The following is a 21,571-nucleotide window of genomic DNA, read 5'->3' as shown; positions in this document are numbered from 1 at the left end:
CGTAAAACGGGAGCCGTGATTGTTCACCCAGCTGCCCCGCGCACTATTCACATTCGTCTGGACGCCCAAGGCAACGCAGTTGACCAGGACGGCAAAGCCAATTATCGATATTGATAATCTATCAGGTGCGCCATGAATATCGTTCCGATCAAGCGCCCACGCGAGTTGGTCTATGAGACCGTCAAGCGGCGCATCATGATGAATGAGCTGAAGCCGGGCAGCTCTCTGACCGAGCTCGGGCTCGCCCGCGAGATCGGATGCAGCCAGGGCACGATCCGGGAAGCTCTCCTTCGCCTCCAGGAGGACGGCCTCGTGACGCGAGCCGGACATCGGGGCACCACGGTCACGCGCCTCGATCAGGAGGAGGCCGAGGAGACTCTGGCGATCCGACGCCGCATCGAGGTTCGCGGCGCGCTCAAATCGACCAGGAACGTCACCGACGAAGTGCTCGCGGAGCTTCGCCGCCTCATCGCTCAGATGGAGGAGGCTGCCCATCAGGATGACGCCTTCGCGTTGATCGAGTTCGACATGGCCTTCCACCTGACCATGTTCAAACTCTCCGGTCTCGAGGCGCTCGAGCAGATCCTCACCCGCTGCACGATTCACACCCACCGGTCGAAGATTTGGGCGCCAAGCCACAAACGGCCGCTTCTCGAGACGGCCCGCAGGCATAACGTTCTGCTCGAACGCCTCGAAGCGGGCGACGCCAAGGGGCTGGCCCAGGCCATCGGCCTGCATATCGATACGATCGTCACGGAGGATTCATGACCCCGTTCGTGGACCCGCAAATGCAGGCCATCCTGGATCGGATTCGGGCAGGGCCGCAGACCGACTTCAAGACGATGCCGATCGCGGAGGCGCGCCGGCAATCGGATGCGGCAACCATTCCATGGAGCGAGGGCGCGCCTGCGATGATGGTGCGGAACCTGACCGTCGATGCAGGTTCGCATGAGATGAGAGCGCGTCTCTACCTGCCTGTCGAAGGGCCCATCGTATCTCCGATCCTCTACGTTCATGGCGGCGGCTGGACCTTCGGATCAATCGATACGCACGATGGCACGATGCGCAATCTCGCCGAGGCCGCGCAGCGTCCCGTGCTCGGCATCGACTACCGCCTGGCGCCGGAGCATCCCTTTCCGGCGCCTCTCGATGATGTTCTGGCGTCCATCGCATTCGTCGAGTCGGGAGGCCTCGGCACTCCAATCCCCGCGCACAGCATCGCCATCGCGGGCGATTCCGCAGGAGCCAACCTCGCTCTCGCGGCGTTGCTGGCGCGCCGCGACCGGGGATTGCCCCAACTGGCATCGGCCGCTCTCTTCTATGGCTGCTACGCGCCGGATTTCACGACCGCGAGCCACGCGGAGTTCGGCGGCGGAGCCTATCTCCTCACCAGCGTGAACATGCGCTGGTACTGGAGCAACTTCCTCGGGCGAGAGGGCGACGGCACAACGTCTCTCGCCGTGCCCGTGAGAAGCGACTTGAGCGGATTGCCGCCGCTCTACCTGTCGGCAGCCGGCCTCGATCCGCTTCGCGACGACACGCTTCAGCTTGCCGAAAAGCTTGCCGCCGCCGGCGTTTCCTTCCGCTGCGATCACGTTCCCGGCGTGGTCCACGGCTGTCTGCGCATGACCCGGGAACTCGATGCCGCCCGCGCAATGATCGTGGCGGGAGCCGACTTCATCGTCTCACAACCGAATGAAAAAAACCTGGGAGGAACACAATCATGGAGCGCCGCGAATTCCTGAAGCTTTCCGCTGCCGCCGCCCTGGCGGCGCCGCTTGCACGCCCTGCCATCGCACAGACGCCGACCACCGTGCGCTGGTGGTACCATTTCGATAATCCGCAGAACTCGCCCGCGGCGCTCGTCGCGAAGTTCGAGCAGGAGAATCCCGGCATCAAGATCCAGGCAGAGGCCATTCCGTGGGGTGGCGGCAACGACTATCAGACCCGCCTGTTCGCCGCACTGGTCGCGGGCAACGGCCCCGATGCCGCGATGGTGCGCCTGTCCTGGGCTGCGCGCTTCGCAGCGATGAAGGCCCTCGAACCGCTCGATGCGATGATCAACGGATGGGCCGGGCGCAGCGACATTTCGGACAACGTCTGGAAGATCAACAAGGGCGCCGACGGCAAGCAGTACTACCTGCCGCTGCAATATGTCGTGATCTATCTCTATTACCGTCAGGATCTGTTCCAGCAGGCAGGACTTCAGCCGCCGAAGACCTTCGATGAGTTTCTGGCCGCCGCCAAGGCATTGACGAAGGGCGATGTGGCCGGTTTCGGCATGCGCGGCGGCGCCGGCGGCTTCGACAATTGGGGGCCATTCGTCCTTGGCGGCGGAGCGAGCTTCGAGAAGGGCGGCATGGTCAGCGAGAAGGCCCTTGCGGCGAACCGCTGGTATGTCGGCCTCGCGCGAGAGGCGAAGGTGACGCCGGCATCCGCACCGACCGACAGCTTCCGCCAGATCGTCGATGCCTTCAAGGCGGGCCGGACGGCGATGATCATGCACCACGTCGGTTCCTCCAACGAGATCGTCGGGGCGCTCGGCGACAAGGTATCGGCGGTTCCGGTTCCCCGCGCGGCGGATGGTCAGGGCTGGACCTATTTCGGCGACGAATCCAACGCGGTGTTCTCCGCCAGCAAGGCGAAGGAGGCGGCGTTCAAATGGATCGCGTTCCTGTCGACGGCGGAGAACAACAATGAGCTGAACAAGCTCACGGGGCAATTGCCCATCACCACGTCGGGAGCGGCGCAGTGGACAGGGCATCCCAAGCGCTTCGTCGAGGCGAGTTCCGCTTCGCTGCCGATCGCCCGGTCGCTGCCGGATCACCCCAAGACCCCGGACTTCATCGCGCGCATCTGGCCGACCAACATGCAGAGAGCTCTGAACGGAGAAATCTCGCCGGACGACATGATGAAGGCCATCGAGCAGCACTTCAACGGCTGAACCACATCGGGATCCGCAGATGCGGTCGCAATCGGGCGGTGGCACGCCACCGCCCCCAAACCGGAAGCTCTTCTTGACCACGGCAGCCTATCATCGCCCGTCCCGATGGACCCCGTTCTGGTTCCTGGCTCCCGCGCTGGCGATCAAGGCGGCGGTTGTCGTCGTGCCGGCAGCCCAGACGATCTGGCTCAGCCTGCAGGATTACCTGCTCTACGAACCGGATGCAGCGACCTTCGTCGGCCTGGGAAACTTTCGGGCGATCCTCCGGGACGAGGTGTTCTGGATCTCCCTCGGGCACTCGGCCGTCTGGATCATCGGCGTCGTCGGGCTGCAGTTCCTGCTCGGCCTCGTCGCCGCTCTCCTGCTCAATCAGAGCTTCTGGTGGCGCGGCGCGGCACGCGCCCTTGTCGTGGTGCCCTGGGCCCTGCCGAGCGTCATCATCGGATTGATGTGGACATGGATGTACGACTTCAATGTCGGCGTCCTGAACGACATGCTCGTCCGTATCGGCATCATCGACGCGCCGATCGCCTGGCTCGCACGCCCCGACCTCGCGCTCGCGGCCATCATGGCGGCCCTGATCTGGCAGGGCTTTCCTTTCTTCGCCATCACGATTCTGGCAGGGCTGCAGACGATTCCCTCCGAGCTCTACGAAGCCGCGGAGATCGACGGCGCCAATCGGCGCCAGATGCTCTGGCACATCACGCTCCCGAGCATTGCCGACGTGATCGCGACGGCGCTGCTGCTGCGGACCATCTGGGTGGCGAATTCCCTCGACGTCATTCTGGTCATGACGGGCGGCGGTCCGGGCTATGCCACGCATACCCTCCCGCTCTACGCTTTCGTGCGCGCCTATAACAGCATGGAATTCGGCTACGCTGCCGCGCTCGCGCTGGTCCTCACGCTCCTGCTGCTGACCGTCGTCTGGCTCTATGTCCGGCGCGCTTCACGGGATCTCGACCGATGAAGGACCGTCGATCCGCCACGAGACGATTCTTCGAAGTCGAGCTTCCGGTGCTCGCCATCCTGGCCTTCGCTCTCGCCCCCTATGTCTGGATGGTTCTGACCTCCATCAAGCCGCAGGCGGAGCTTTCGCTCTGGCCGGTCCGCTATCTTCCGGAGAATGCCACTCTCGACCATTACCGTGAGCTGATCAGCCGAACCACCTTCGCCGGAAATCTGCTCAACAGCCTGATCATCGCGACCGGCGCCGCCGCGCTCGGGCTCGGCGTATCGATCCCGGCAGCCTATGCGTTCTCGCGCTTCCGGTTTCGCGCACGGCGCATGTTGATGACCGGCTTTCTGGTCATCAACATGTTCCCGATCGTCCTCCTCATCATCCCGCTCTTCATTCTCATGAAGAATCTCGGCCTCCTCGACACGTTCCTCGGCGTGATCCTCGGCCATTCCACCTTCGCGATTCCCTTCGCGATCTGGATGCTGACGAGCTATTTCAACGCGATCCCGAAGGACCTCGACGAAGCGGCGATGATCGACGGGGCGTCGCGTCAGGAGGCGATCCGCCTGATCGTTCTGCCTCTCGTCATGCCGGGCGTGGTCACGGCGGGCATCTACATCTTCATCACATCCTGGAACGAGTATCTGTTCGCGATGATGCTGTCCGGGCAGGCCGTGCGCACCGTGACGGTCGCGCTGCAGCTGTTCATCGGTGAGTTCACGATCCAGTGGGGCCTGCTGACGGCCGGCGGAACCCTGATCGCGCTTCCCGTGACGATCCTCTTCCTCCTTGTGCAACGAAGGCTCGTGAGCGGCCTCACGGCCGGTGCGGTGAAATCATGAAAAGCAAGAATCCGATCGGTGTCATCTCCATGTTCTACGCGCGCCCCTTCACGCGCGAGCATTTCTCGACATTCGCGCGCATGAAGGCAGCCGGCGCGGATGTGGTGGAGCTCCTCGTTCCGGAGCCCGGAGAGCTGGACCTTGGAGAGACGCGACGCGCTGCGGAGGATGCCGGCCTCGCCATCGTGCTTGCCGCGCGCGTGAACCTGACACGGGATCTCGCGAGCGCGAGCCCGGAGGCTCATCGTGCCGGCATCGCCTATCTGGAGAGCTGCGTCGACATTGCTTCGGCGCTGGGAGCCCGCATCGTCGGCGGGCCGCTCTATGGCGCACCGCTCGTCTTCGCGGGACGCGCGCCGTCACCGGTGGATCCCGACGAACGCAGACGCCGGATCGACGCCGTGGTCTCCGGCCTGGAGAAAGCGGCCGCGCGAGCCGTGGAATCAGGCGTCGTTCTCGGCCTGGAAGCGTTGAACCGGTTCGAGACCGACATCGCCAACACCGCCGCACACGCGATCGAGATCGTCGATCGCGTCGGGTCGGAGGGCCTCGGCGTCATGCTCGATACCTTCCACATGAACATGGAGGAGTTCGATCTTCCCGGCGCGATCCGCAAGACGGGAAAGCGGCTCGTTCATTTCCAGGCCAACGAGAACAACCGCGGTTTCGTCGGCTCCGGGCATATCGACTGGCCCGGTATCGCCCGCGCGCTTCATGACGTGGGATACGAGGGACCGATCGTCCTGGAGCCCTTCCGGCGCGATGATGAGGCGGCGGGCGTCACCCTGGCCCAGTGGCGGGCTCCGACGCGCGACGAGGATCCGGAACTGGCGGCGAGCATCGCCTACCTCAAGGCCGCCCTCGCTTTCGCTGGGAGCGTCCAATGACAACAGTGAGAATCGCCTGGATCGGCTGCGGAACGCATGCCAACGAAATGCTGTTGCCGCAGCTCATGCGGCACGATGTGACGCTGGCCGCTCTCTGCGACTCGGACGCGGACCGGCTTGCCCGCACGGCGGCGCGGTTCGGCATCCCTCCGGAGAGGACGACCCGCGACTGGCGCGAGATCCTCAACCGGAATGACATCGACGCGCTCGGACTGGCGATCGGCCCGCAGGGGCATTTCGAAATCGGAATGGCCGCCATCGAACGGCGCCTTCCCGTCTTCATGGAAAAGCCACCCGCTCCGACTGCGCTTCAGGCCCGGCAACTCGCTGAAGCATCGAAGCGCAAGGGCGTGCCCGTGGTGGTCGGGTTCATGAAACGCTATTCGACGGCCAACCGGATCGCGTCGAACATCGTTTTGTCGCCCGAGTTCGGCGAACGCGCCAGCTTCCTCGGGCAGTACATGACGGCGCCGACCTACTTCACGAAGGATCCGGATTATAGCGGCTTCTATCTGCACCACTGCGTCCATTATTTCGATCTCGTTCCCTACCTGATGGGCGATGTCGAGTCGGTGGCGGCCCGACGCCATGAGTTGGCACCGGGCAAACTCCTTCTCCATGTTGATTTCCGCTTCGTCGGCGGCGCCATCGGAACCCTCGTCGTGGGCACGCATCAGTCCCGCGGCACACCCATGGAATGGTGGCAGGTCATGGGCGATCATCGCCGGGTCGAGGTCAGGAACGTCCACGAGGTCCGCTATTACCGCGCGCCGCCGTTCAAGGTCTCCGACCGCAACGCGACGCTGGCAGATGGCGTCGACACCTTGGTTTGGGAACCGAACCTGACTGCGGCGGCGAACGAAGATCACAAAGGTTACCATGCTCTGCTGGGCGATTTCGTTCGCGCGACCCGTGAGCCGCTCGAGGTTCCCACGATTGCCGAGGGAGCCCGCGCCATGGAACTGCTCGAGCAGGCCATCGGCGGGACGGCGGCTGACGTCCGCTAGCACGATGCGCTAGCGGCCGAGCACGAGATTCGGCAGCCATGTGGTCAGCGGGGGCCAGAGCGTGATTGCGATCAGCACGGCCAGCAGCGGCAGGAGCCAGGGGACGATGGCCCGCGACATCGCCTCGAAGCTGATATTCGCGACTTTCGAGGTCACGAAGAGCACAACTCCCACCGGCGGCGTGATCGTGCCGATCATCAGGTTGAGCACGAAGATCAGCCCGAACTGGATCGGATCGATCCCGAACTGTGCCGCCGCCGGCGTCAGGATCGGAATCAGGATCAGCATTGCCGCCAGCGCCTCCATGAAGCAGCCGACGAAGAGCAGCAGCAGGTTGACGATCAGGAGGTAGATCATCGGCGAGCCGGCAATGTCGACGAGCCAGGGACCGACAAGCTGCGGGATGCGCGAGATCGACAGGCACCAGCCCAAAGCGGCGGCCGTCATCACCAGCGCAAGAACCACACCAGTCGTTTCCACCGTCTGCACGACGAGTTCGGGGAGGTCGTTGAGCGAGAAGCTGCGATAGACGAATAGGCCCAGTACCAGCGCATAGGCGGTCGCGACGGCCGCGGCCTCGGTGGGAGTGAAGATCCCGCCCATCATGCCGCCGAACAGAATGACCGGGGTCATGAGCGCCCAATGCGCTTCCTTGTAGGCTACCCAGAGCTGCGCGAATCCGGGGAAGGGATGGCGCGGGAGATCCCTTTTCTTTGAGATGTAGACCACCATTGCCATCAGCGCGCCGGCCATCAGCAGACCGGGAATGACGCCGGCGAGAAACAGCCCGCCGATCGAGACGTCGGCCGAGACGCCGTAGATCACCATCGGCAGGGATGGGGGGATGATAGGACCGATCGTCGCCGATGCGGCGGTGATGGCGGCAGCCGTCTCCGCGTCGTAGCCTTCGTCCCGCATCGCCTTGATCTCAAGCGTGCCGACACCTCCGGCATCGGCCACCGCGGAACCGGACATGCCGGCGAAGATCACACTGGCGAGAATGTTGGCGTGGCATAGTCCGCCGCGCAGGAAACCGACGCAGGCCGTGGCGAAGGCAAAGATCCGGTCGGTAATGCCCGCCGAGTTCATGATGTTGCCCATCAAGATGAACAGCGGCGCTGCCAGCAAGGGGAAGGAATAAGCGGATTGCGCGATCTTTTGCGGAACGATGCCCAGAGGAAAGCCGCCGAAATAGGCGAAGGCGATGGCTGCCAGTCCCATCGAGACGAAGAGCGGCACACCGAGCAGCAGCGCAGCGAACCAAACCGGCAGGATCTGCAGCATCAGCGTGCTCATAGGGGCTGTGCTCCCGGTTCAGGCGCGGCGACGCGCCGTCCGGCTAGCGCCAGCGCGGCATCGCCAATCGCCTGCAGGATCAGGGCGAGCGCTGCCAGCGGCATGACGACATAGAGCGCGGCGGTCGTGATCGGCAGCGCGATCGATTCGACATCCCATGTCCGGTCGATCAGCCCGAAGGAATAGCGCAGCAGGACTATGGCGAAGAGCACGACCAGGCCCTGCGTCAGCAATTCGAGCGCGAGGCCGAGCGGCGCGGGCAGCTTGTCGGCAAAGACGGTGATGCGGATATGCGAGCGCCGCCGGCTTGCGATGATCCAGCCGACGAACGCAGTCCAGACGAGCAGGTATTGCGCCAGCTCGTCGCTCCAGGCGACCGGCGCGTTGAGCTGGCGCGAGACCACTCCGACGAGCACGGTCGCGAGCAGCGTCAGCAGCAGCACGACAGCGCTCCAGCGCAGAAGTCTGTCGGCAGTGGAGAGGAAGTAACTCATCGACCAGGGGTCCTTTGCGATGGCGGTGCTTGCTCGTCACGCCGCCCCAGGCGAAGCCGAATGCCGGAATCCATCGAGGGACATTTTTGACAATGGATTCCGGCGCTTCGTCGCTTGGACGATCGGCGGCGGAGACTTAAAGGGCGGCCAGCGCGTCCCAGGTGCCCTTGCCCCACTTGCCCTCGAATTGCTTCGGCACGGTGTCGAGCACAGGCTTGCGGAAGGAATCCATGTCGGGCTCGGTCACGCTCATGCCGGCGGCCTTGAGCGTCGCGACGAGGCCCGCTTCCTGGTTCGCCAATTCCTGATCCTGCCAGGCGACGCCATCCGCGATCGCTGCCTCGACGATGGCGCGATCGGCATCGTTGAGGGTTTTCCAGAAGTCGGTATTTACGATGATCAGGCGGGGCGTAATGATGTGCCCGGTCAGGATCAGATGCTTCTGCACCTCTTGCAGCTTCGCGCTGTGGATGGTCGGCAGCGGGTTCTCCTGCCCGTCGACGGCGCCTTGGCTCAGGGCCAGGTAGAGTTCATTGAAGTTCACCGGCGTCGCCTTGGCACCCCAAGCCTCGACCATGGCGCGGAACGTGTCGACCGGAGGCACGCGCAGCTTGAGCCCGGTAACGTCGGCGGCGCTCTTCACTGCCTTGGTGCCGGTGGTGAGGTGGCGCTTGCCGTAATAGGTTACGGCGGCCATGCGCATGCCGCGTTTCTTCTCGAGTTCGGCGTTCATCTGCGCGAAGACCGGAGCTTTGGCGACCTTCGCCATGTGAGCGGCATCGCGCCAGAGATAGGGCGCCTCGACCACGGAAAGCTGCGGCAGGAAGGAGCTGAGCGCCGCGGCGCCGTCCGTCGTCATGGTCAGGGCGCCGGAGGCAACCGACTCCATCATGTCCTTGCCGGAACCGAGCTGGCCGGCCGGGAAAGATTGAATATCGATACGGCCGGAGGTCTTTTCCTTCACCTGCTTGGCGATGCGATCGACCATCTGCACCTGCGGGTGCGTGGTCGGCAGCATCTCGCCCCACCGCAGGACCGTCGCCTGCGCACGCAGGACGCTCGGCATGGATATCGCAGCGCCGGCGACGGCGGATCCCAGAACGAAGGCGCGTTTCGTCAGTGTGCTCATCTTCGCTTCCTCCCAATGCGGCCGATTTCGGCTCCTTCACACGGTTCGCGTGGGTAATTCCGGGCGCGATCTCGGCGCCACGGCCCGAAGGCGTGCACGGCCGATCCGCAAGTCCCACTTCTGTGACACCGTTCTCGCGATCGGCCTCGCAAGTCTGCGTGAGAGGCCGAAAGGGCAGGGCAGGGAAAATGGCGGAACTTACCTAGCTGATAACTGACATGTTAGCGATAGGTTGGGAAAACGGCAAGGCAGCCAGTTGCTCAAGTGCGAGTGCCGTTGGCAGGTGAGTCGAGAGGATTTTGCAGGCTTGAACAACAGAAAGCCCCCTGGCGATTAGCTTGGCATCCCCAGGAGTAAGGATACGCCCTCGCTGTTCATTATCCATGATCAAACGATTCAAGGCTGATCTTCTGTTTTTCAGCCTTGAATCAAAATTCGATCGGGGCGGCAATCTCTCAAGTCCCCTGAGCGACCAAGGGCCTCAGAGCATTTTTCGGCGAAATGGATCCATTTCGCCGTCAAAGTACTAAGCTCTAGGTTCCGGAGCCACCGATGCAGGTTGTCGCGTTCTGCGGAGTGCAGACATCGAGACCGGTATAAGTCGGATCCTTCGGCGCAGGTTTACCGTCCTTCATGTCCTTCAGGAACAGCATGGTCTTGTAGCCCATTTCGAATGGGCGCTGACCGACCTGCCCCTTGGAGAGTCCTGCCTTCATGAGGTCCATCTGAACCGGGAGCGTATCGGCGACGATCAGCGCGAGCGAGCCGTTGTCGATGCGGTCCTTGTACTTTTCGGCAACCCTGCGATAGGCCTGCGGAATGAATTGCGGGAAGCCGCCCGTCGGGATGAAGGCATCGAGTTGCGGGTTCTTGCCGAGGATGTCCTCCATCTGCTGCACGGCGCGCGGGAAGTCGTCATCCGTGTAGAGCGGACAGCCGTCGATCTCGCGCCAGCCGTTCTGACCCGTCAACTTCGTGCCGGGCGCCGCGCTCGACTTCGCTCCGGACAGCGTATCCCGGATCCCCTGCATGCGCTCGTTGTGGTTCGCCGCGGCTGCGCCGCCGGACTGGATGCAAATCGTTCCGCCCTGCGGCTTCATCTGCTGGGCGAGCTTCGCGAGGTTCACACCGATGTCGTAATTGTAGGTGCCGACATAGGCCGTGCGGAGGGCCTTGTCCTTGTCGAGAAGATCGGAGTCCCAGGTCAGCACCGGGATACCGGCCTTTTTCGCGCCTTCAAGGGCTCTTGCCATCGCCGCCGCATTCGACGGGGAGACCGCGATGCCGTCGACCTTCTTGGCAATCAGGTCGTTCACCACCTGAACCTGCTCATCGCCGCCGCCATGTTCGCCGGGCCCGATATACATGCACTCGATCGCGCCGTTCGATTCCTTCTCGGCCTTCTTGCAGCCGTCACGGGCCTGATCGAAGAACGGATTGTTCATGTTCTTGGGCACGAGCGCAAAGGTGTATTTCTTTCCCTGCGCCTGAGCACCGGCGCCCAGCGCAAGGAGAGCGGCGGCCGCCACGCCTAAGGTCAGAATCCTCATTGGTGTCCTCCTGTGGTTATGATCGCCCGGCTTTGTGCTCAAGCCGAACGTTTGCCGCGGATCCGCTGGAGCAGAACCGCCAACACGATGAAGAGGCCGACAAAAGCGCCCTGCCAATTGGCATCGACGCCTGCCATGAGAAGTGAATTGCGAATGACTTCGATCAGCGCCGCGCCAATGACGGCGCCGTAAGCGCCTCCCTGGCCGCCCATGAGATCGGCCCCACCGATCACGGTCGATGCGATGACGCGCAATTCATAGCCTTGTCCAAGGGCATTGATTGCCGAACCCTGCCAGCCGACGATCAGGACGGATGCGAGGGCCGCCGTGAGCCCGGACACGATGTAGGCCTGCAGCTTCACGCGCCGGACCGGAACGCCGGTCAGGCGGGCGGCATTCTCATTGCTGCCGATGGCGTAGAGATAGTTGCCCCAGGCGGTGAAGTTGAAGATGAATCCGAAGACGAGCGCCAGGATGGCCAACACCCAGACGGGATTGGCGATGCCCAGGGTCGAGTCGCCTCCGATGGCGTTGAACGTATCTCCCCATGGCCCGAAATTATAGATCATCTTGTTCTCGGACAGGACGATCGCGAAAGATCTCGCGGCCGAGAGCATGCCCAGCGTGACGACGAAGGCCGGAAGCCCGACATAGGCGACGAGAAATCCGTTCACCGCACCTGCGGCCGCGCCCGTGAGAAGTCCTGCCAGGATCGCAAGGGTCCAGTGATGCTCGGCCTGGAGGATCAGGCCGCAAACGACGCCCACGAGACCCATCAAGGAGCCGACGGACAGGTCGATGCCTCCAGTGAGGATCACGGCCGTCATGCCGACGGCCATGATGCCGATGAAGGCGAAATTGCGCGTGATGTTGTAGAAGTTGTCGGACGTGGCAAAAGCATGGGGCTGATCCCACGTCATGACGGCGCAGATGATGATGAGCGCGATCGTGACCCAGAAGGGCTGGCTTGCGAGCAGCCTTTGACCAAGGCTCCGTTCCTTGAGGCCCGTGATATCCTCGATCGCGACGCTGCTCTGGAGGGGGCGAGTGGGAACGGTCGTCATCTTTCCTCGGGGGTTATACGGCGTGAATGGCTCCCGTGATGAGGCCGGTGACCTCTTCAGGAGAGGTTTTGTCGACAGGCTTGTCCGCGACCTTTGTGCCTCTGCGCATGACGACGACACGGTCGCAGACGGAGAACACGTCAGGCATGCGATGGCTGATCAGCATCACGGCGATGCCTTTGTCCCTCAGCCGCCGAATGAGATCGAGCACCTCGGCGACCTGCCTTACGCTGATCGCCGCTGTCGGCTCGTCCATGAGCACGATGCGCGCGTCCGACAGGCGCGTGCGTGCGATGGCCACGGCCTGACGCTGTCCGCCCGACATCTGCTTGACCAGATCGCGGGGGCGCGTCTCCGATTTCAGCTCCTGGAAGAGTCCAGCGACGCGGGCATACATGGCCGGGTAGTCGAGGATCTTGAGCGGTCCGATCCGGCGTTTCAGTTCCCGACCGAGGAAAACGTTGGCGGCGGCTGTAAGATTGTCGCACAGGGCGAGGTCCTGATACACGACCTCGATGCCCTCGGCACGGGCATCGACCGGCTTGTGGAAGTGCTTGACCTGACCCTGTATCCGGATCTCGCCCTCGGAAGGGCGGAAGTTCCCGGCAATAACCCGCACGAGAGTGGATTTGCCGGCGCCGTTGTCGCCCATTAGGCCAACCACCTCGCCGGCTTCGACGGAGAGATCGATGCCTTTCAATGCCTCGATGGCACCGAAATGCTTGGCAATACCCTGAAGCTCGAGGAGCGCCATGCATCCTCCCTCGATCGGTTCTCAACGCGAACCGGGCTGCCTTCTCGGCATCTCTTCGGCGGAGGATTACAGTTCTGTTGGGAACGGTAAAGCCCTTTCGTCAGCGGGCTAAGGCACGACAGGATATAGCTTAGTTCTCTAATACTTAATTCCCAGAAATTTCGGCCAAGACGCTTCCATTGCGACGGGCGCGGAGAGTGCTCCTAGCGTGCCTGCGGAACCGAGGGCCGCTCCGAACGGTGCATCAGCCCAGAGAAGGATCATCGGCCCGTCGGCACCGCCATGGGTGCCGACGGGCCGATGCGACGCGGCGTGGGAGGCTTTGCCGGATATCGGTCAGACCCAACCGCCATCGACGACATATTGCTGATTGGTGCAGGCCGAGGCCTCCTCGGAGGCAAGGAAGACCGTAAACCTTGCGATCTCGTCCGGGGCGAGCTTCCGCTTCAGGCACTGACGCTGCATCAATTCCCGCTCGCTTTCCGGCGTCATCCACTTTTCGATCTGGCGTGGCGTCATGATCCAGCCCGGCGCAATGGCGTTCACGCGAATATTGTGGGGACCGTAGTCGCGGGCAAGCGAGCGGGTGAGCCCAAGGACAGCGGATTTGGCCGCCGTGTAAACAGCCATGCCGCCCTGGCCCGCCATCCAGGAGACCGATCCAAAATTGATGATGGAGCCGCTGTTCGCGGCCTGCATGTCCGGGAGGACGGCCTGGGCAGCGAAGAACTGATGCTTAAGGTTTACGGCAATCCGGTCGTCCCAGTATTCGGGCGTAACCTCCGGCGTTGGGTGGCGATCATCGTGAGCGGCATTGTTGATGAGGATCTGAATAGGGCCCAGCCTGTTCCTGATCCGGCCGATCGCGGCGCGCAGGGCTTCGATATCGGTCAGGTCGGCATATTCGAAATGCGCGTCGAGGCCTCGACCCGTCAGTTCACGGACGAGCCGCTCCGATGCGTCACGGGCAATATCGATGAAGGCGACCCTGCATTTCTGCTCGGCGAAGCGGCGAACGATCGCTTCGCCGATGCCGGAGCCGCCGCCGGTGACAAGGACTACCTTTCCCTTCAAGTCGGTAAATATCGCAGCCATCCGATCCTCCCGCTTTTTCGGCCCACAGTGATGCGCCCCGCCATGCGCTTTGTCGAGACCAAGACCTATGAGCTGCAGAGCATGCTCATGCTGACCAACCTCATCCCGCGACCACCATAGGCAGGGACGTGCAACGCTGCCTCTTCACCCGCAGGTCCTACTGGCGATACCATCAGCACGCCTGTCTGGGTCACTTGAGGGCGGCGACGATGCCTCTGGAAGAGACAGCTATGTACTCGCACTTGAGGACGCCAAGAGCAGCTGCCGTTGCCGGCATCGCCTTTTCCGTCCTGCTGGTGATCATTTTCTGGGTCTTCCGGAGTGCGGTTCCGGCCGATCCGTTGGACTCCGGCGCTTGGCTGGCGGAAGAGTCCGGGCGCGTGGCGTTGGCGCTGAACCTTATTCCCTTTGCGGGGATCGCTTTCCTTTGGTTCATCGGCGTGCTGCGTGACCGTCTCGGTCCGAAGGAGGATCGCTTCTTTGCGACCGTGTTTCTGGGAAGCGGGCTTTTATTCCTGGCGACTCTGTTCGCTGCGGCGACAATCGTCGGCGCGTTGCTGCTCATTGCTCCCTCTACCGAGATGACGGGAACGAATGCCCCTCCGACGTTCCGCTTCGGACGCGCGGTCGCCTACATCCTGTTCAACGTCTACGCAATCAAGATGGCCGGCGTATTCATGGTCTCGACATCCACTGTCGTGATCTATACCGGGATCGCTCCCCGATGGATGGCCGGGATCGGCTATGCCCTGGCAGCGCTCGTGCTGCTCGGCAGCTTCTACATAAGCTGGAGTATCATGGTTCTGCCGACCTGGGTGTTGTTGATCAGCGTGCATATCCTGATCGATAACTTGCGCCGGCCGGACAGGAGTCTCCATCAGCCATAGAGCCTCCGTTGCAGCATCTTGAGGCGCGGAGGATCGGGACTGCGTTTCCATGCGGGCACGATGGAGCGTCCATTCACTCAACCTCCGAAAAGTGTTTCCCGCGCGGGTCCGATCCTGCTGCAACCCTGCAGATGGCTGCTTTGAGCGGGGGGCCCGACTGGCGATTCTCAGGCGCGGCGGCTAGGATGCTTGAGGTGCTGATCCGCTGTCTGCAACTGCAAAGCATGCGTCTCAAACAGTCAAGCAACTGGGAACAAGCATCCGTAATCTTGTCGCAAGCTGGTCAGGGCATGGGAGCATTTGTACCGGATGCAGTGCTCTGCTGCTTATGGCATGATCTGATCCTACGGACGCTCCCGCCGGAGCGTCCGCCGACATAACGTGGTCGTGAGGTCCGGGCAACGGTTTCGGGGAAACGTGATGTCCACCCATACTGTCTACGAGCGCACAGCGGACAGCAGAACCCTTCGGCTCCTCGCAAGCGAGAAGCGGGTCTTGGGCCTGGTCGCCGCCGGCGTACCGATCGCGAACGTTCTTGAGGAACTGGTGCTCGCGGTCGAGGCCGAGGCCAACGGCGAAATGCTTGGGTCCATCCTTCTGCTCGACGAGGGTGGACGGCACCTGCTGCATGGGGCGGCTCCGAACCTACCGGCCGCCTACAACACCGCGATCCACGGAGTGGAAGTTGGCGAGGCCGTCGGATCGTGCGGGACGGCAGCACACCGGGGAGAGCCGGTATTCGTGACCGACATCGCGACCGACCCGCTGTGGAACTCCGTTGTAGAACTGCCGCTGGCACACGGCTTGCGTGCTTGCTGGTCGATCCCGATCAGGGGAGCGGACGGACGGCTGCTCGGGACCTTCGGTAATTACTACCGCGAACCGCGGAGCCCAACGGTCGAAGATCTCGAGGTGATCGCCCAGGTCACCCATACGGCCGCTCTCGTCATCGAGCGCCATTTGTCCGATCAGGCCTTGCGCGAGAGCGAGAACCGGTTCCGCACGCTCATCGAGCTCAGCCCGCAGGTGGTCTGGTTCTGTGGCGCCGACGGTCAAGTGACCTACTGCAATCCGTTCTGGCATGAATTCTCCGGCCTTACGCTCGAGGAGACGCAGGGCGGTGGCTGGGCGAGTATCATTCATCCGGATCACCGGAACGGCATCGTCGCCCGGTGGCAGCGCGCGCTCGGCTCGCTGACGGCTTTCGAGGTCGAGATTCCCTTCCGGAGGGCCGGCGGTGGAGACTACCGGTGGTTCGTCGTCCGCACGAGCCCTGTCCATAACGCGAACGGCGAGGTCGGCCAGTGGATTGGCATCGCCTTCGACATCCACGAACGCAAGCGGGCCGAGGAAGCGCGCGAGCTGCTGGCCCGCGAGCTATTCCACCGTATCAAGAATGTCTTCACGGTCGTCGGTGGCCTGGCATCATTGACGGCTCGCCGACACCCGGCGGCCGCACCATACGCCAGGGAACTCCAGCAGCGCATCGGCGCTCTTGCCAGCGCTCACGATCATGCCAGTCCGCAAGGCCCCGCAGGACCGGGCCATCATACCTTCCACGACCTCGTGAACAAGCTGCTGGCCCCCTACGCGGGGGGGATCCGTGACCGCTTTGACATCTCCGGGGATGATGCGCTGATCGGCAGCAATGCCGCTACGGCGCTTGCTCTCATCATCCATGAGCAGGCCACCAATGCCGTGAAATATGGTGCCCTCTCGACTGACATCGGCCGTATTCGCATCCAGGGCCGGCGCTCCGACGGCAGCTATTGGATCACCTGGAGCGAGAGTGGCGGGCCGACCGTTTCAGGGCCACCGCAGCGGCTGGGATTCGGCAGCGTGATGGCGATGCGCAGCTCGAACGATCAGCTCGGTGGCGGAATCGAACACGAATGGGCGCCTGAGGGGCTTGTCATTCGATTGACGGTTCCGCTCGCGAACCTCGCACGCTGAACAAGCAATTCGTGGCAATATGCAAGGCGCTGGACCAACCTTTGACTATCTCGCGCTTCGCCGCACAGGTGTCCCGATTTGCCAAGCACGCGTCCTGAAGTGTCAAGCAGGTCAGTTAGGGTTGAGGTTTCTTACTCATGTAGGATTCGGACATGGCGGCTGCACCTGCACGGCCGGCTGGTCCGAGCGGGAGGCGGTACCAGGAACCTGCTAAAGTATACGCGTTAGTAAATTCCGTTGCTTTCCAAGTGAGCACGAATGATGCGATCAGAACCACTGGAAGCGGGTCGGAAAAAACGTGAGGCGCTCACGTTCTTCATCCTTGCCGTCCTGATCTGGCCCTTCATCGCGGTTGGCGTTGTCGCGGGCTGGGGATTTGTCGTCTGGATGTACTACATGTTCACCGGACCGCCCGGTCCGGTTTGAGGGATCGCCGATGGACGAGGCCCCGGATCTCAAGCGGCGCAGCTTCCTGCTCGGCAGATTCAGGGACGCAACCCCGCCAGCCGGACCTCCGGTGGCCGCGATAGGCCCCTCCTGTTTCGCCCTCCGTGGCATCGCCTGCATGAGTTGCCGGGACACCTGTTCGACCGGTGCAGTGCGCTTTGAACTCGCCCTCGGCGGCGCGCGTCCACGGATCGCGACCGATGCCTGCACCGGCTGCGGTGATTGCATCCAGGGCTGTCCCGCCGGCGCCATCCGAATCTCCGCGCCGGAGGCCGTGGCATGACCGCCGAATGTCATATCTCCAGCCTGGTCGTGCATAGCCGCCCGGAACGCGTTGCGTCGATTATCGAAGGCCTCGGACTGATCGACGGGGCCGAGGTTCACGGTGGCGCGGACACCGGCAAGCTGATCGTCACCCTCGAGACCGCCACCGAGAGTCAGGTCATCGAGAGGATCAACGCCATACAGCTTTTGGACGGCGTCCTCGCGGCGACCCTCGTCTTCCACCATTTCGAGCCTGTTCAAGAGCGGGAGTAGATCCATGGACCTTACGCGCCGCACCCTTCTCAAGACACAGGCAGCCGCGGCCGCAGCCGCCGCCGCGAACGTGACACTCCCGGCCGGCGCCCAGAACATCCTGACCGGGGAGGACCTTCATCTCCAGTGGTCAAAGGCGCCATGCCGCTTCTGCGGCACCGGCTGCGGCGTCATGGTCGGGGTCAAGGACGGAAAGGTTGTCGCCACCCACGGCGACATGCAGGCGGAGGTCAATCGCGGCCTCAACTGCGTCAAGGGCTATTTCCTGTCGAAGATCATGTACGGCAATGACCGGCTCACGCAGCCGCTCATGCGCATGAAGAACGGCCAGTTCGCGAAGGACGGTGATTTTCAGCCGGTCTCGTGGGACCAGGCCTTCGACGAGATGGCCCGTCAGTTCAAGCGCGTGCTGAAGGAGAAGGGACCGGAAGCCGTGGGCATGTTCGGCTCAGGGCAATGGACGATCTGGGAGGGCTATGCGGCGTCCAAGCTGATGCGCGCCGGATTCCGCACCAACAACCTCGACCCCAATGCCCGCCACTGCATGGCATCGGCCGCCGTCACCTTCATCCGCACCTTCGGCATGGACGAGCCGATGGGATGCTATGACGATTTCGAAAATGCCGATGCCTTCGTGCTGTGGGGCTCGAACATGGCCGAGATGCATCCGATCTTGTGGACTCGGGTGACCGACCGCCGCCTCAGTCATCCCCATGTGAGGATCGCGACGCTCTCCACTTACGAGCACCGTACGACCGATCTGTCCGACATGGCCTTGATTTTCAAGCCGAACTCGGATCTCGCGATCATGAACTACATCGCGAACTACATCATCCAGATCGGTGCGGTGAACCGGGAGTTCGTCGAAAAGCATTGCAACTTCCGGCTGGCGAATACCGACATCGGCTACGGCCTGCGGCCGGAGAACGTGCTGGAGCAGCGGGCGCAGCATGCCAACGATGCCCAGGTGTCGAGCCCATCGAGCTTCGAGGACTATGCGAAGCTCATGAGCCAGTACACAGTGGAGAAGGCCTCTGAGCTGTCGGGCATACCCAAGGAAAGGCTGGAGACACTCGCGAGGCTTTATGCCGACCCGAAGGTCAAGGTGATGTCGCTCTGGACCATGGGTTTCAACCAGCACGTCCGGGGCGTCTGGGCCAACCACATGGTCTATAATCTGCACCTGCTCACGGGAAAGATCGCCGAGCCGGGCAACTCTCCCTTCTCGTTGACCGGACAACCATCGGCCTGTGGCACGGCGCGGGAGGTCGGCACCTTCAGCCACCGCCTGCCCGCCGACATGGTGGTCAACAATCCCGAGCACCGCAAGCACGCGGAGGAGATCTGGAAGCTGCCGCATGGCGTGCTGCCGGAAAAGATCGGCTATCACGCCGTACAGCAGGACAGGATGCTCAAGGACGGTAAGCTCAACGCCTACTGGATCATGTGCAACAACAATCTCCAGACGGCACCGAACACCAACAACGAGACCTATCCCGGCTATCGCAACCCGGCGAATTTCGTGGTGGTGTCGGACGCCTACCCGACGGTGACCGCCATGGCGGCGGACCTGATCCTGCCGGCGGCGATGTGGGTGGAAAAGGAGGGCGCCTACGGCAATGCGGAGCGGCGCACTCATTTCTGGCATCAACTCGTCAATGCCCCGGGCGATGCTCGTTCCGATCTCTGGCAGTTGATGGAGTTCTCGAAGCGCTTCACCACCGACGAGGTCTGGCCCGCGGCGATACTCGATGCCAATCAGGGCCATAAGGGCAAGACCCTCTTCGAGGTCCTCTTCGGCAACGGTGAAGTCAACAAGTTCCCCCTGACCGGGATCGATCCGGCCTACGAGAACCGTGAGGCAACGGCCTTCGGCTTCTACGTCCAGAAGGGCCTCTTCGAGGAGTATGCCAGCTTCGGCCGCGGCCATGGGCACGATCTCGCACCCTTCGACACCTATCACGAGGTGAGGGGGTTGCGGTGGCCGGTCGTCAATGGCCAGGAGACCCGCTGGCGTTATCGCGAGGGTTACGATCCCTACGTCGAGAAGGGGGCTGGCCTCCAGTTCTACGGTAACCCGGACAAGAAGGCCAACATCATGGGGGCTCCTTACGAGCCGCCGGCCGAGTCCCCGGACGCCGAATACGATCTCTGGCTCGTGACGGGCCGCGTCCTCGAGCATTGGCATTCCGGATCCATGACCCTGCGCGTTCCGGAACTCTACAAGGCTTTTCCGGGTGCCGTCCTGTTCATGCACCCGGACGACGCCGCCAGGCGTCATCTCCGTCGGGGGCAGGAGGTCAGGGTGGTTTCGCGTCGCGGCGAGATCCGCAGCCGGGTCGAGACGCGCGGCCGGAACCGCGTGCCGCAGGGCCTGGTCTTCGTTCCCTTCTTCGATGCCAGCCAGCTCATCAACAAGGTCACGCTGGACGCGACCGATCCGATCTCGAAGCAGACGGATTTCAAGAAATGCGCTGTCAAGGTCTTCGCGGCCTCTGTTGCGGATGCGGGGGACGTGCAATGAGGCGGAGCATATTCGCGGCCTTGATCAGCCTCGGCCCGTGCCTGGCAGCCGGAGTCATATTCGCGCAGGATGCCCCGCGTCTTCGCGGGCCTGAGCCGTTCACGAAGGAAACCCCGGCTCCGCCGATGTCGCGGCCGGTCACGGACGACGTGCGCGTGATGCGCAATTACCCGGATCAGCCGCCCGTGATCCCGCACGCGATCGACGGCTATGCGATGGACCTGAATGCGAACAAGTGCATGTCGTGCCATGCACGCAAGTTCACTGAGCAGAGCCAGGCCCCGATGATCAGCGTGACGCACTATCAGGACCGGGCCGGCAACACCCTCGGCGGCCTGTCCCCGCGGCGCTATGTCTGCGTCTCCTGCCACGTATCGCAGACGAACGCGAAGCCCCTGGTCGAGAACGTGTTCACCGACATGGATGCCATGACCGAGCCGGAGCGGCAGCCCGAGCGAGGGAGGCGCTGATGGCGGCCGGGATCTCACGCGCCTGGGGCTGGTTCCGGGGAAACCCTTGGGTCAGGACGGCTCTGAGCCCGCCGACCTATCTCAGCCTCGCCTTCCTCACGCTCGGCGGCTTCCTGGCCGGTGTCATCTTCTGGGGTGGGTTCAACACCGCCCTCGAATATACCAATACGGAGAAGTTCTGCACCGGTTGCCACGAGATGCAGGCCAACGTCTTCGAGGAGCTGAAGGGAACCATCCACTACACGAACAGGTCAGGCGTGCGCGCCCACTGTCCCGACTGCCATGTTCCCCATGAATGGACCAACAAGATTGCCCGCAAGATGCAGGCGTCGAAGGAGGTCTGGGGCCACATCTTCGGCTCCATCGACACGCGCGACAAGTTCCTGGCCATGCGCAAGCATCTGGCGGAGCGGGAGTGGGAGCGCATGAAGGCGAACGACTCGCTCGAATGCCGCAACTGCCACAGCTCGGAGTCGATGGACCTGACGAAGCAGAACCCCCGTGCCGCATCCGCGCACGAGCGCTTCCTGTTCTCGGGCGAGAGAACCTGCATCGATTGTCACAAGGGCATCGCACACCGCCTGCCCGACATGTCGGGCGTTCCGGGATGGCAGTAAGGTGATGAACCTCCAGGACAGCAGGCGTGCAGACAGCAGAAAGCCCTCCGTGGTTTTCACCGTCGGAGGGCTTTTGTGTTTTGTGTTGGTTGCGGGGACAGGATTTGAACCTGTGA

22 protein-coding genes are annotated in these 21,571 nt (G+C 62.9%); 15 read left to right on the top strand and 7 right to left on the bottom strand.

All coding sequences use genetic code 11. From position 1 onward, the window contains the following. The first annotated feature begins 132 nt into the window (after window positions 1-132). The 7 genes from JKL46_RS07480 (at window position 133) to JKL46_RS07450 (ending at window position 6,638) form a co-directional block, all read left to right on the top strand. Entirely contained in the window at window positions 133-768 is a 636-nt protein-coding gene (locus JKL46_RS07480) for a GntR family transcriptional regulator (RefSeq protein WP_201831461.1), read from the top strand. Further along, window positions 765-1,745: an alpha/beta hydrolase gene (locus JKL46_RS07475; protein ID WP_201831460.1), complete on the top strand. Its 981-nt coding sequence runs from the start codon at window positions 765-767 to the stop codon at window positions 1,743-1,745. The genes JKL46_RS07480 and JKL46_RS07475 overlap by 4 nt, the downstream gene beginning before the upstream one ends. Beyond that, window positions 1,724-2,944, top strand: a complete 1,221-nt coding sequence (locus JKL46_RS07470) for an ABC transporter substrate-binding protein (protein ID WP_201831458.1) — start codon at window positions 1,724-1,726, stop codon at window positions 2,942-2,944. Before JKL46_RS07475 ends, JKL46_RS07470 begins: the two co-directional genes overlap by 22 nt. Window positions 2,945-3,017: 73 nt before the next feature. Next, on the top strand, window positions 3,018-3,911 hold the full coding sequence (locus JKL46_RS07465) for a carbohydrate ABC transporter permease (protein ID WP_246529199.1): 894 nt from the start codon (window positions 3,018-3,020) through the stop codon (window positions 3,909-3,911). Next, window positions 3,908-4,744 carry a carbohydrate ABC transporter permease gene (locus tag JKL46_RS07460; protein WP_201831456.1) on the top strand — a complete coding sequence of 279 codons (837 nt, stop codon included), beginning with the start codon at window positions 3,908-3,910 and terminating at the stop codon, window positions 4,742-4,744. The genes JKL46_RS07465 and JKL46_RS07460 overlap by 4 nt, the downstream gene beginning before the upstream one ends. Next, entirely contained in the window at window positions 4,741-5,631 is an 891-nt protein-coding gene (locus JKL46_RS07455; RefSeq protein WP_201831455.1) for a sugar phosphate isomerase/epimerase family protein, read from the top strand. Before JKL46_RS07460 ends, JKL46_RS07455 begins: the two co-directional genes overlap by 4 nt. After that, window positions 5,628-6,638, top strand: coding sequence for a Gfo/Idh/MocA family protein (locus tag JKL46_RS07450; protein WP_201831454.1), 1,011 nt, complete (start codon window positions 5,628-5,630; stop codon window positions 6,636-6,638). Before JKL46_RS07455 ends, JKL46_RS07450 begins: the two co-directional genes overlap by 4 nt. 9 nt (window positions 6,639-6,647) lie before the next feature. On the opposite strand, the gene JKL46_RS07445 is transcribed toward JKL46_RS07450, so the two are convergent. The 7 genes from JKL46_RS07445 to JKL46_RS07410 all read right to left on the bottom strand — a co-directional run bounded on the left by JKL46_RS07445 (window position 6,648) and on the right by JKL46_RS07410 (window position 14,020). Continuing rightward, complete coding sequence (locus JKL46_RS07445; protein WP_201831453.1) at window positions 6,648-7,934, bottom strand: TRAP transporter large permease; 1,287 nt, start codon at window positions 7,932-7,934, stop codon at window positions 6,648-6,650. Beyond that, entirely contained in the window at window positions 7,931-8,428 is a 498-nt protein-coding gene (locus JKL46_RS07440) for a TRAP transporter small permease (RefSeq protein WP_201831452.1), read from the bottom strand. Before JKL46_RS07440 ends, JKL46_RS07445 begins: the two co-directional genes overlap by 4 nt. Window positions 8,429-8,564: 136 nt before the next feature. Continuing rightward, window positions 8,565-9,557, bottom strand: a complete 993-nt coding sequence (locus JKL46_RS07435) for a sialic acid TRAP transporter substrate-binding protein SiaP (RefSeq protein WP_201831448.1) — start codon at window positions 9,555-9,557, stop codon at window positions 8,565-8,567. 533 nt (window positions 9,558-10,090) lie between these two features. Then, complete coding sequence (locus tag JKL46_RS07425; protein ID WP_201831446.1) at window positions 10,091-11,107, bottom strand: sugar-binding protein; 1,017 nt, start codon at window positions 11,105-11,107, stop codon at window positions 10,091-10,093. 38 nt (window positions 11,108-11,145) lie between these two features. Continuing rightward, the gene (locus tag JKL46_RS07420; protein WP_201831444.1) at window positions 11,146-12,171 is read right to left on the bottom strand and encodes an ABC transporter permease; all 1,026 of its coding nucleotides are present in this window, start codon (window positions 12,169-12,171) and stop codon (window positions 11,146-11,148) included. A 13-nt stretch (window positions 12,172-12,184) separates the two neighbouring features. Beyond that, window positions 12,185-12,925: an ATP-binding cassette domain-containing protein gene (locus JKL46_RS07415; protein ID WP_201831442.1), complete on the bottom strand. Its 741-nt coding sequence runs from the start codon at window positions 12,923-12,925 to the stop codon at window positions 12,185-12,187. A 336-nt stretch (window positions 12,926-13,261) separates the two neighbouring features. Next, entirely contained in the window at window positions 13,262-14,020 is a 759-nt protein-coding gene (locus JKL46_RS07410; RefSeq protein ID WP_201831441.1) for an SDR family NAD(P)-dependent oxidoreductase, read from the bottom strand. A gap of 230 nt (window positions 14,021-14,250) precedes the next feature. Here JKL46_RS07410 and JKL46_RS07405 point away from each other — a divergent pair, with 230 nt between their 5' ends. From JKL46_RS07405 to JKL46_RS07370, 8 genes are all read left to right on the top strand, one after another. After that, window positions 14,251-14,907: a hypothetical protein gene (locus JKL46_RS07405; protein WP_246529198.1), complete on the top strand. Its 657-nt coding sequence runs from the start codon at window positions 14,251-14,253 to the stop codon at window positions 14,905-14,907. Window positions 14,908-15,327: 420 nt separating this feature from the next. Beyond that, window positions 15,328-16,860, top strand: a complete 1,533-nt coding sequence (locus JKL46_RS07400) for a sensor histidine kinase (RefSeq protein ID WP_201831439.1) — start codon at window positions 15,328-15,330, stop codon at window positions 16,858-16,860. Between the two features lie 258 nt (window positions 16,861-17,118). Next, entirely contained in the window at window positions 17,119-17,286 is a 168-nt protein-coding gene (locus JKL46_RS07395) for a periplasmic nitrate reductase, NapE protein (RefSeq protein ID WP_425493240.1), read from the top strand. Window positions 17,287-17,296: 10 nt separating this feature from the next. Beyond that, a complete protein-coding gene (locus JKL46_RS36555) occupies window positions 17,297-17,590 on the top strand; it encodes a 4Fe-4S dicluster domain-containing protein (protein WP_201831438.1) in 294 nt (97 codons plus the stop codon). Further along, complete coding sequence (locus JKL46_RS07385) at window positions 17,587-17,844, top strand: chaperone NapD (RefSeq protein ID WP_201831437.1); 258 nt, start codon at window positions 17,587-17,589, stop codon at window positions 17,842-17,844. Before JKL46_RS36555 ends, JKL46_RS07385 begins: the two co-directional genes overlap by 4 nt. A gap of 4 nt (window positions 17,845-17,848) precedes the next feature. Further along, window positions 17,849-20,368, top strand: coding sequence for a periplasmic nitrate reductase subunit alpha (gene napA / locus JKL46_RS07380; RefSeq protein ID WP_201831436.1), 2,520 nt, complete (start codon window positions 17,849-17,851; stop codon window positions 20,366-20,368). Continuing rightward, on the top strand, window positions 20,365-20,838 hold the full coding sequence (locus JKL46_RS07375; RefSeq protein WP_201831428.1) for a nitrate reductase cytochrome c-type subunit: 474 nt from the start codon (window positions 20,365-20,367) through the stop codon (window positions 20,836-20,838). Before napA ends, JKL46_RS07375 begins: the two co-directional genes overlap by 4 nt. Further along, window positions 20,838-21,455: a NapC/NirT family cytochrome c gene (locus tag JKL46_RS07370; protein ID WP_201831425.1), complete on the top strand. Its 618-nt coding sequence runs from the start codon at window positions 20,838-20,840 to the stop codon at window positions 21,453-21,455. The genes JKL46_RS07375 and JKL46_RS07370 overlap by 1 nt, the downstream gene beginning before the upstream one ends. The last annotated feature ends 116 nt before the right edge of the window (window positions 21,456-21,571 follow it).

Source organism: Microvirga zambiensis WSM3693, assembly GCF_016735695.1.
Taxonomy (GTDB): Bacteria; Pseudomonadota; Alphaproteobacteria; order Rhizobiales; family Beijerinckiaceae; genus Microvirga; species Microvirga zambiensis.
This window is presented reverse-complemented; position numbering and strand designations above follow the sequence as displayed.

Bases quoted from the DNA above. Each gene is read 5' to 3' on its own strand.
- JKL46_RS07395 (WP_425493240.1), top strand. From the start codon at position 17,119: ATGATGCGATCAGAACCACTGGAAGCGGGTCGGAAAAAACGTGAGGCG.
- JKL46_RS36555 (WP_201831438.1), top strand. From the start codon at position 17,297: ATGGACGAGGCCCCGGATCTCAAGCGGCGCAGCTTCCTGCTCGGCAGA.
- JKL46_RS07375 (WP_201831428.1), top strand. From the start codon at position 20,365: ATGAGGCGGAGCATATTCGCGGCCTTGATCAGCCTCGGCCCGTGCCTG.
- JKL46_RS07445 (WP_201831453.1), bottom strand. From the start codon at position 7,934: ATGAGCACGCTGATGCTGCAGATCCTGCCGGTTTGGTTCGCTGCGCTG.
- JKL46_RS07480 (WP_201831461.1), top strand. From the start codon at position 133: ATGAATATCGTTCCGATCAAGCGCCCACGCGAGTTGGTCTATGAGACC.
- JKL46_RS07450 (WP_201831454.1), top strand. From the start codon at position 5,628: ATGACAACAGTGAGAATCGCCTGGATCGGCTGCGGAACGCATGCCAAC.
- JKL46_RS07455 (WP_201831455.1), top strand. From the start codon at position 4,741: ATGAAAAGCAAGAATCCGATCGGTGTCATCTCCATGTTCTACGCGCGC.
- JKL46_RS07370 (WP_201831425.1), top strand. From the start codon at position 20,838: ATGGCGGCCGGGATCTCACGCGCCTGGGGCTGGTTCCGGGGAAACCCT.
- JKL46_RS07475 (WP_201831460.1), top strand. From the start codon at position 765: ATGACCCCGTTCGTGGACCCGCAAATGCAGGCCATCCTGGATCGGATT.
- JKL46_RS07415 (WP_201831442.1), bottom strand. From the start codon at position 12,925: ATGGCGCTCCTCGAGCTTCAGGGTATTGCCAAGCATTTCGGTGCCATC.
- JKL46_RS07470 (WP_201831458.1), top strand. From the start codon at position 1,724: ATGGAGCGCCGCGAATTCCTGAAGCTTTCCGCTGCCGCCGCCCTGGCG.
- JKL46_RS07385 (WP_201831437.1), top strand. From the start codon at position 17,587: ATGACCGCCGAATGTCATATCTCCAGCCTGGTCGTGCATAGCCGCCCG.
- JKL46_RS07400 (WP_201831439.1), top strand. From the start codon at position 15,328: ATGTCCACCCATACTGTCTACGAGCGCACAGCGGACAGCAGAACCCTT.
- JKL46_RS07440 (WP_201831452.1), bottom strand. From the start codon at position 8,428: ATGAGTTACTTCCTCTCCACTGCCGACAGACTTCTGCGCTGGAGCGCT.
- napA (WP_201831436.1), top strand. From the start codon at position 17,849: ATGGACCTTACGCGCCGCACCCTTCTCAAGACACAGGCAGCCGCGGCC.
- JKL46_RS07405 (WP_246529198.1), top strand. From the start codon at position 14,251: ATGTACTCGCACTTGAGGACGCCAAGAGCAGCTGCCGTTGCCGGCATC.
- JKL46_RS07435 (WP_201831448.1), bottom strand. From the start codon at position 9,557: ATGAGCACACTGACGAAACGCGCCTTCGTTCTGGGATCCGCCGTCGCC.
- JKL46_RS07420 (WP_201831444.1), bottom strand. From the start codon at position 12,171: ATGACGACCGTTCCCACTCGCCCCCTCCAGAGCAGCGTCGCGATCGAG.
- JKL46_RS07425 (WP_201831446.1), bottom strand. From the start codon at position 11,107: ATGAGGATTCTGACCTTAGGCGTGGCGGCCGCCGCTCTCCTTGCGCTG.
- JKL46_RS07460 (WP_201831456.1), top strand. From the start codon at position 3,908: ATGAAGGACCGTCGATCCGCCACGAGACGATTCTTCGAAGTCGAGCTT.
- JKL46_RS07410 (WP_201831441.1), bottom strand. From the start codon at position 14,020: ATGGCTGCGATATTTACCGACTTGAAGGGAAAGGTAGTCCTTGTCACC.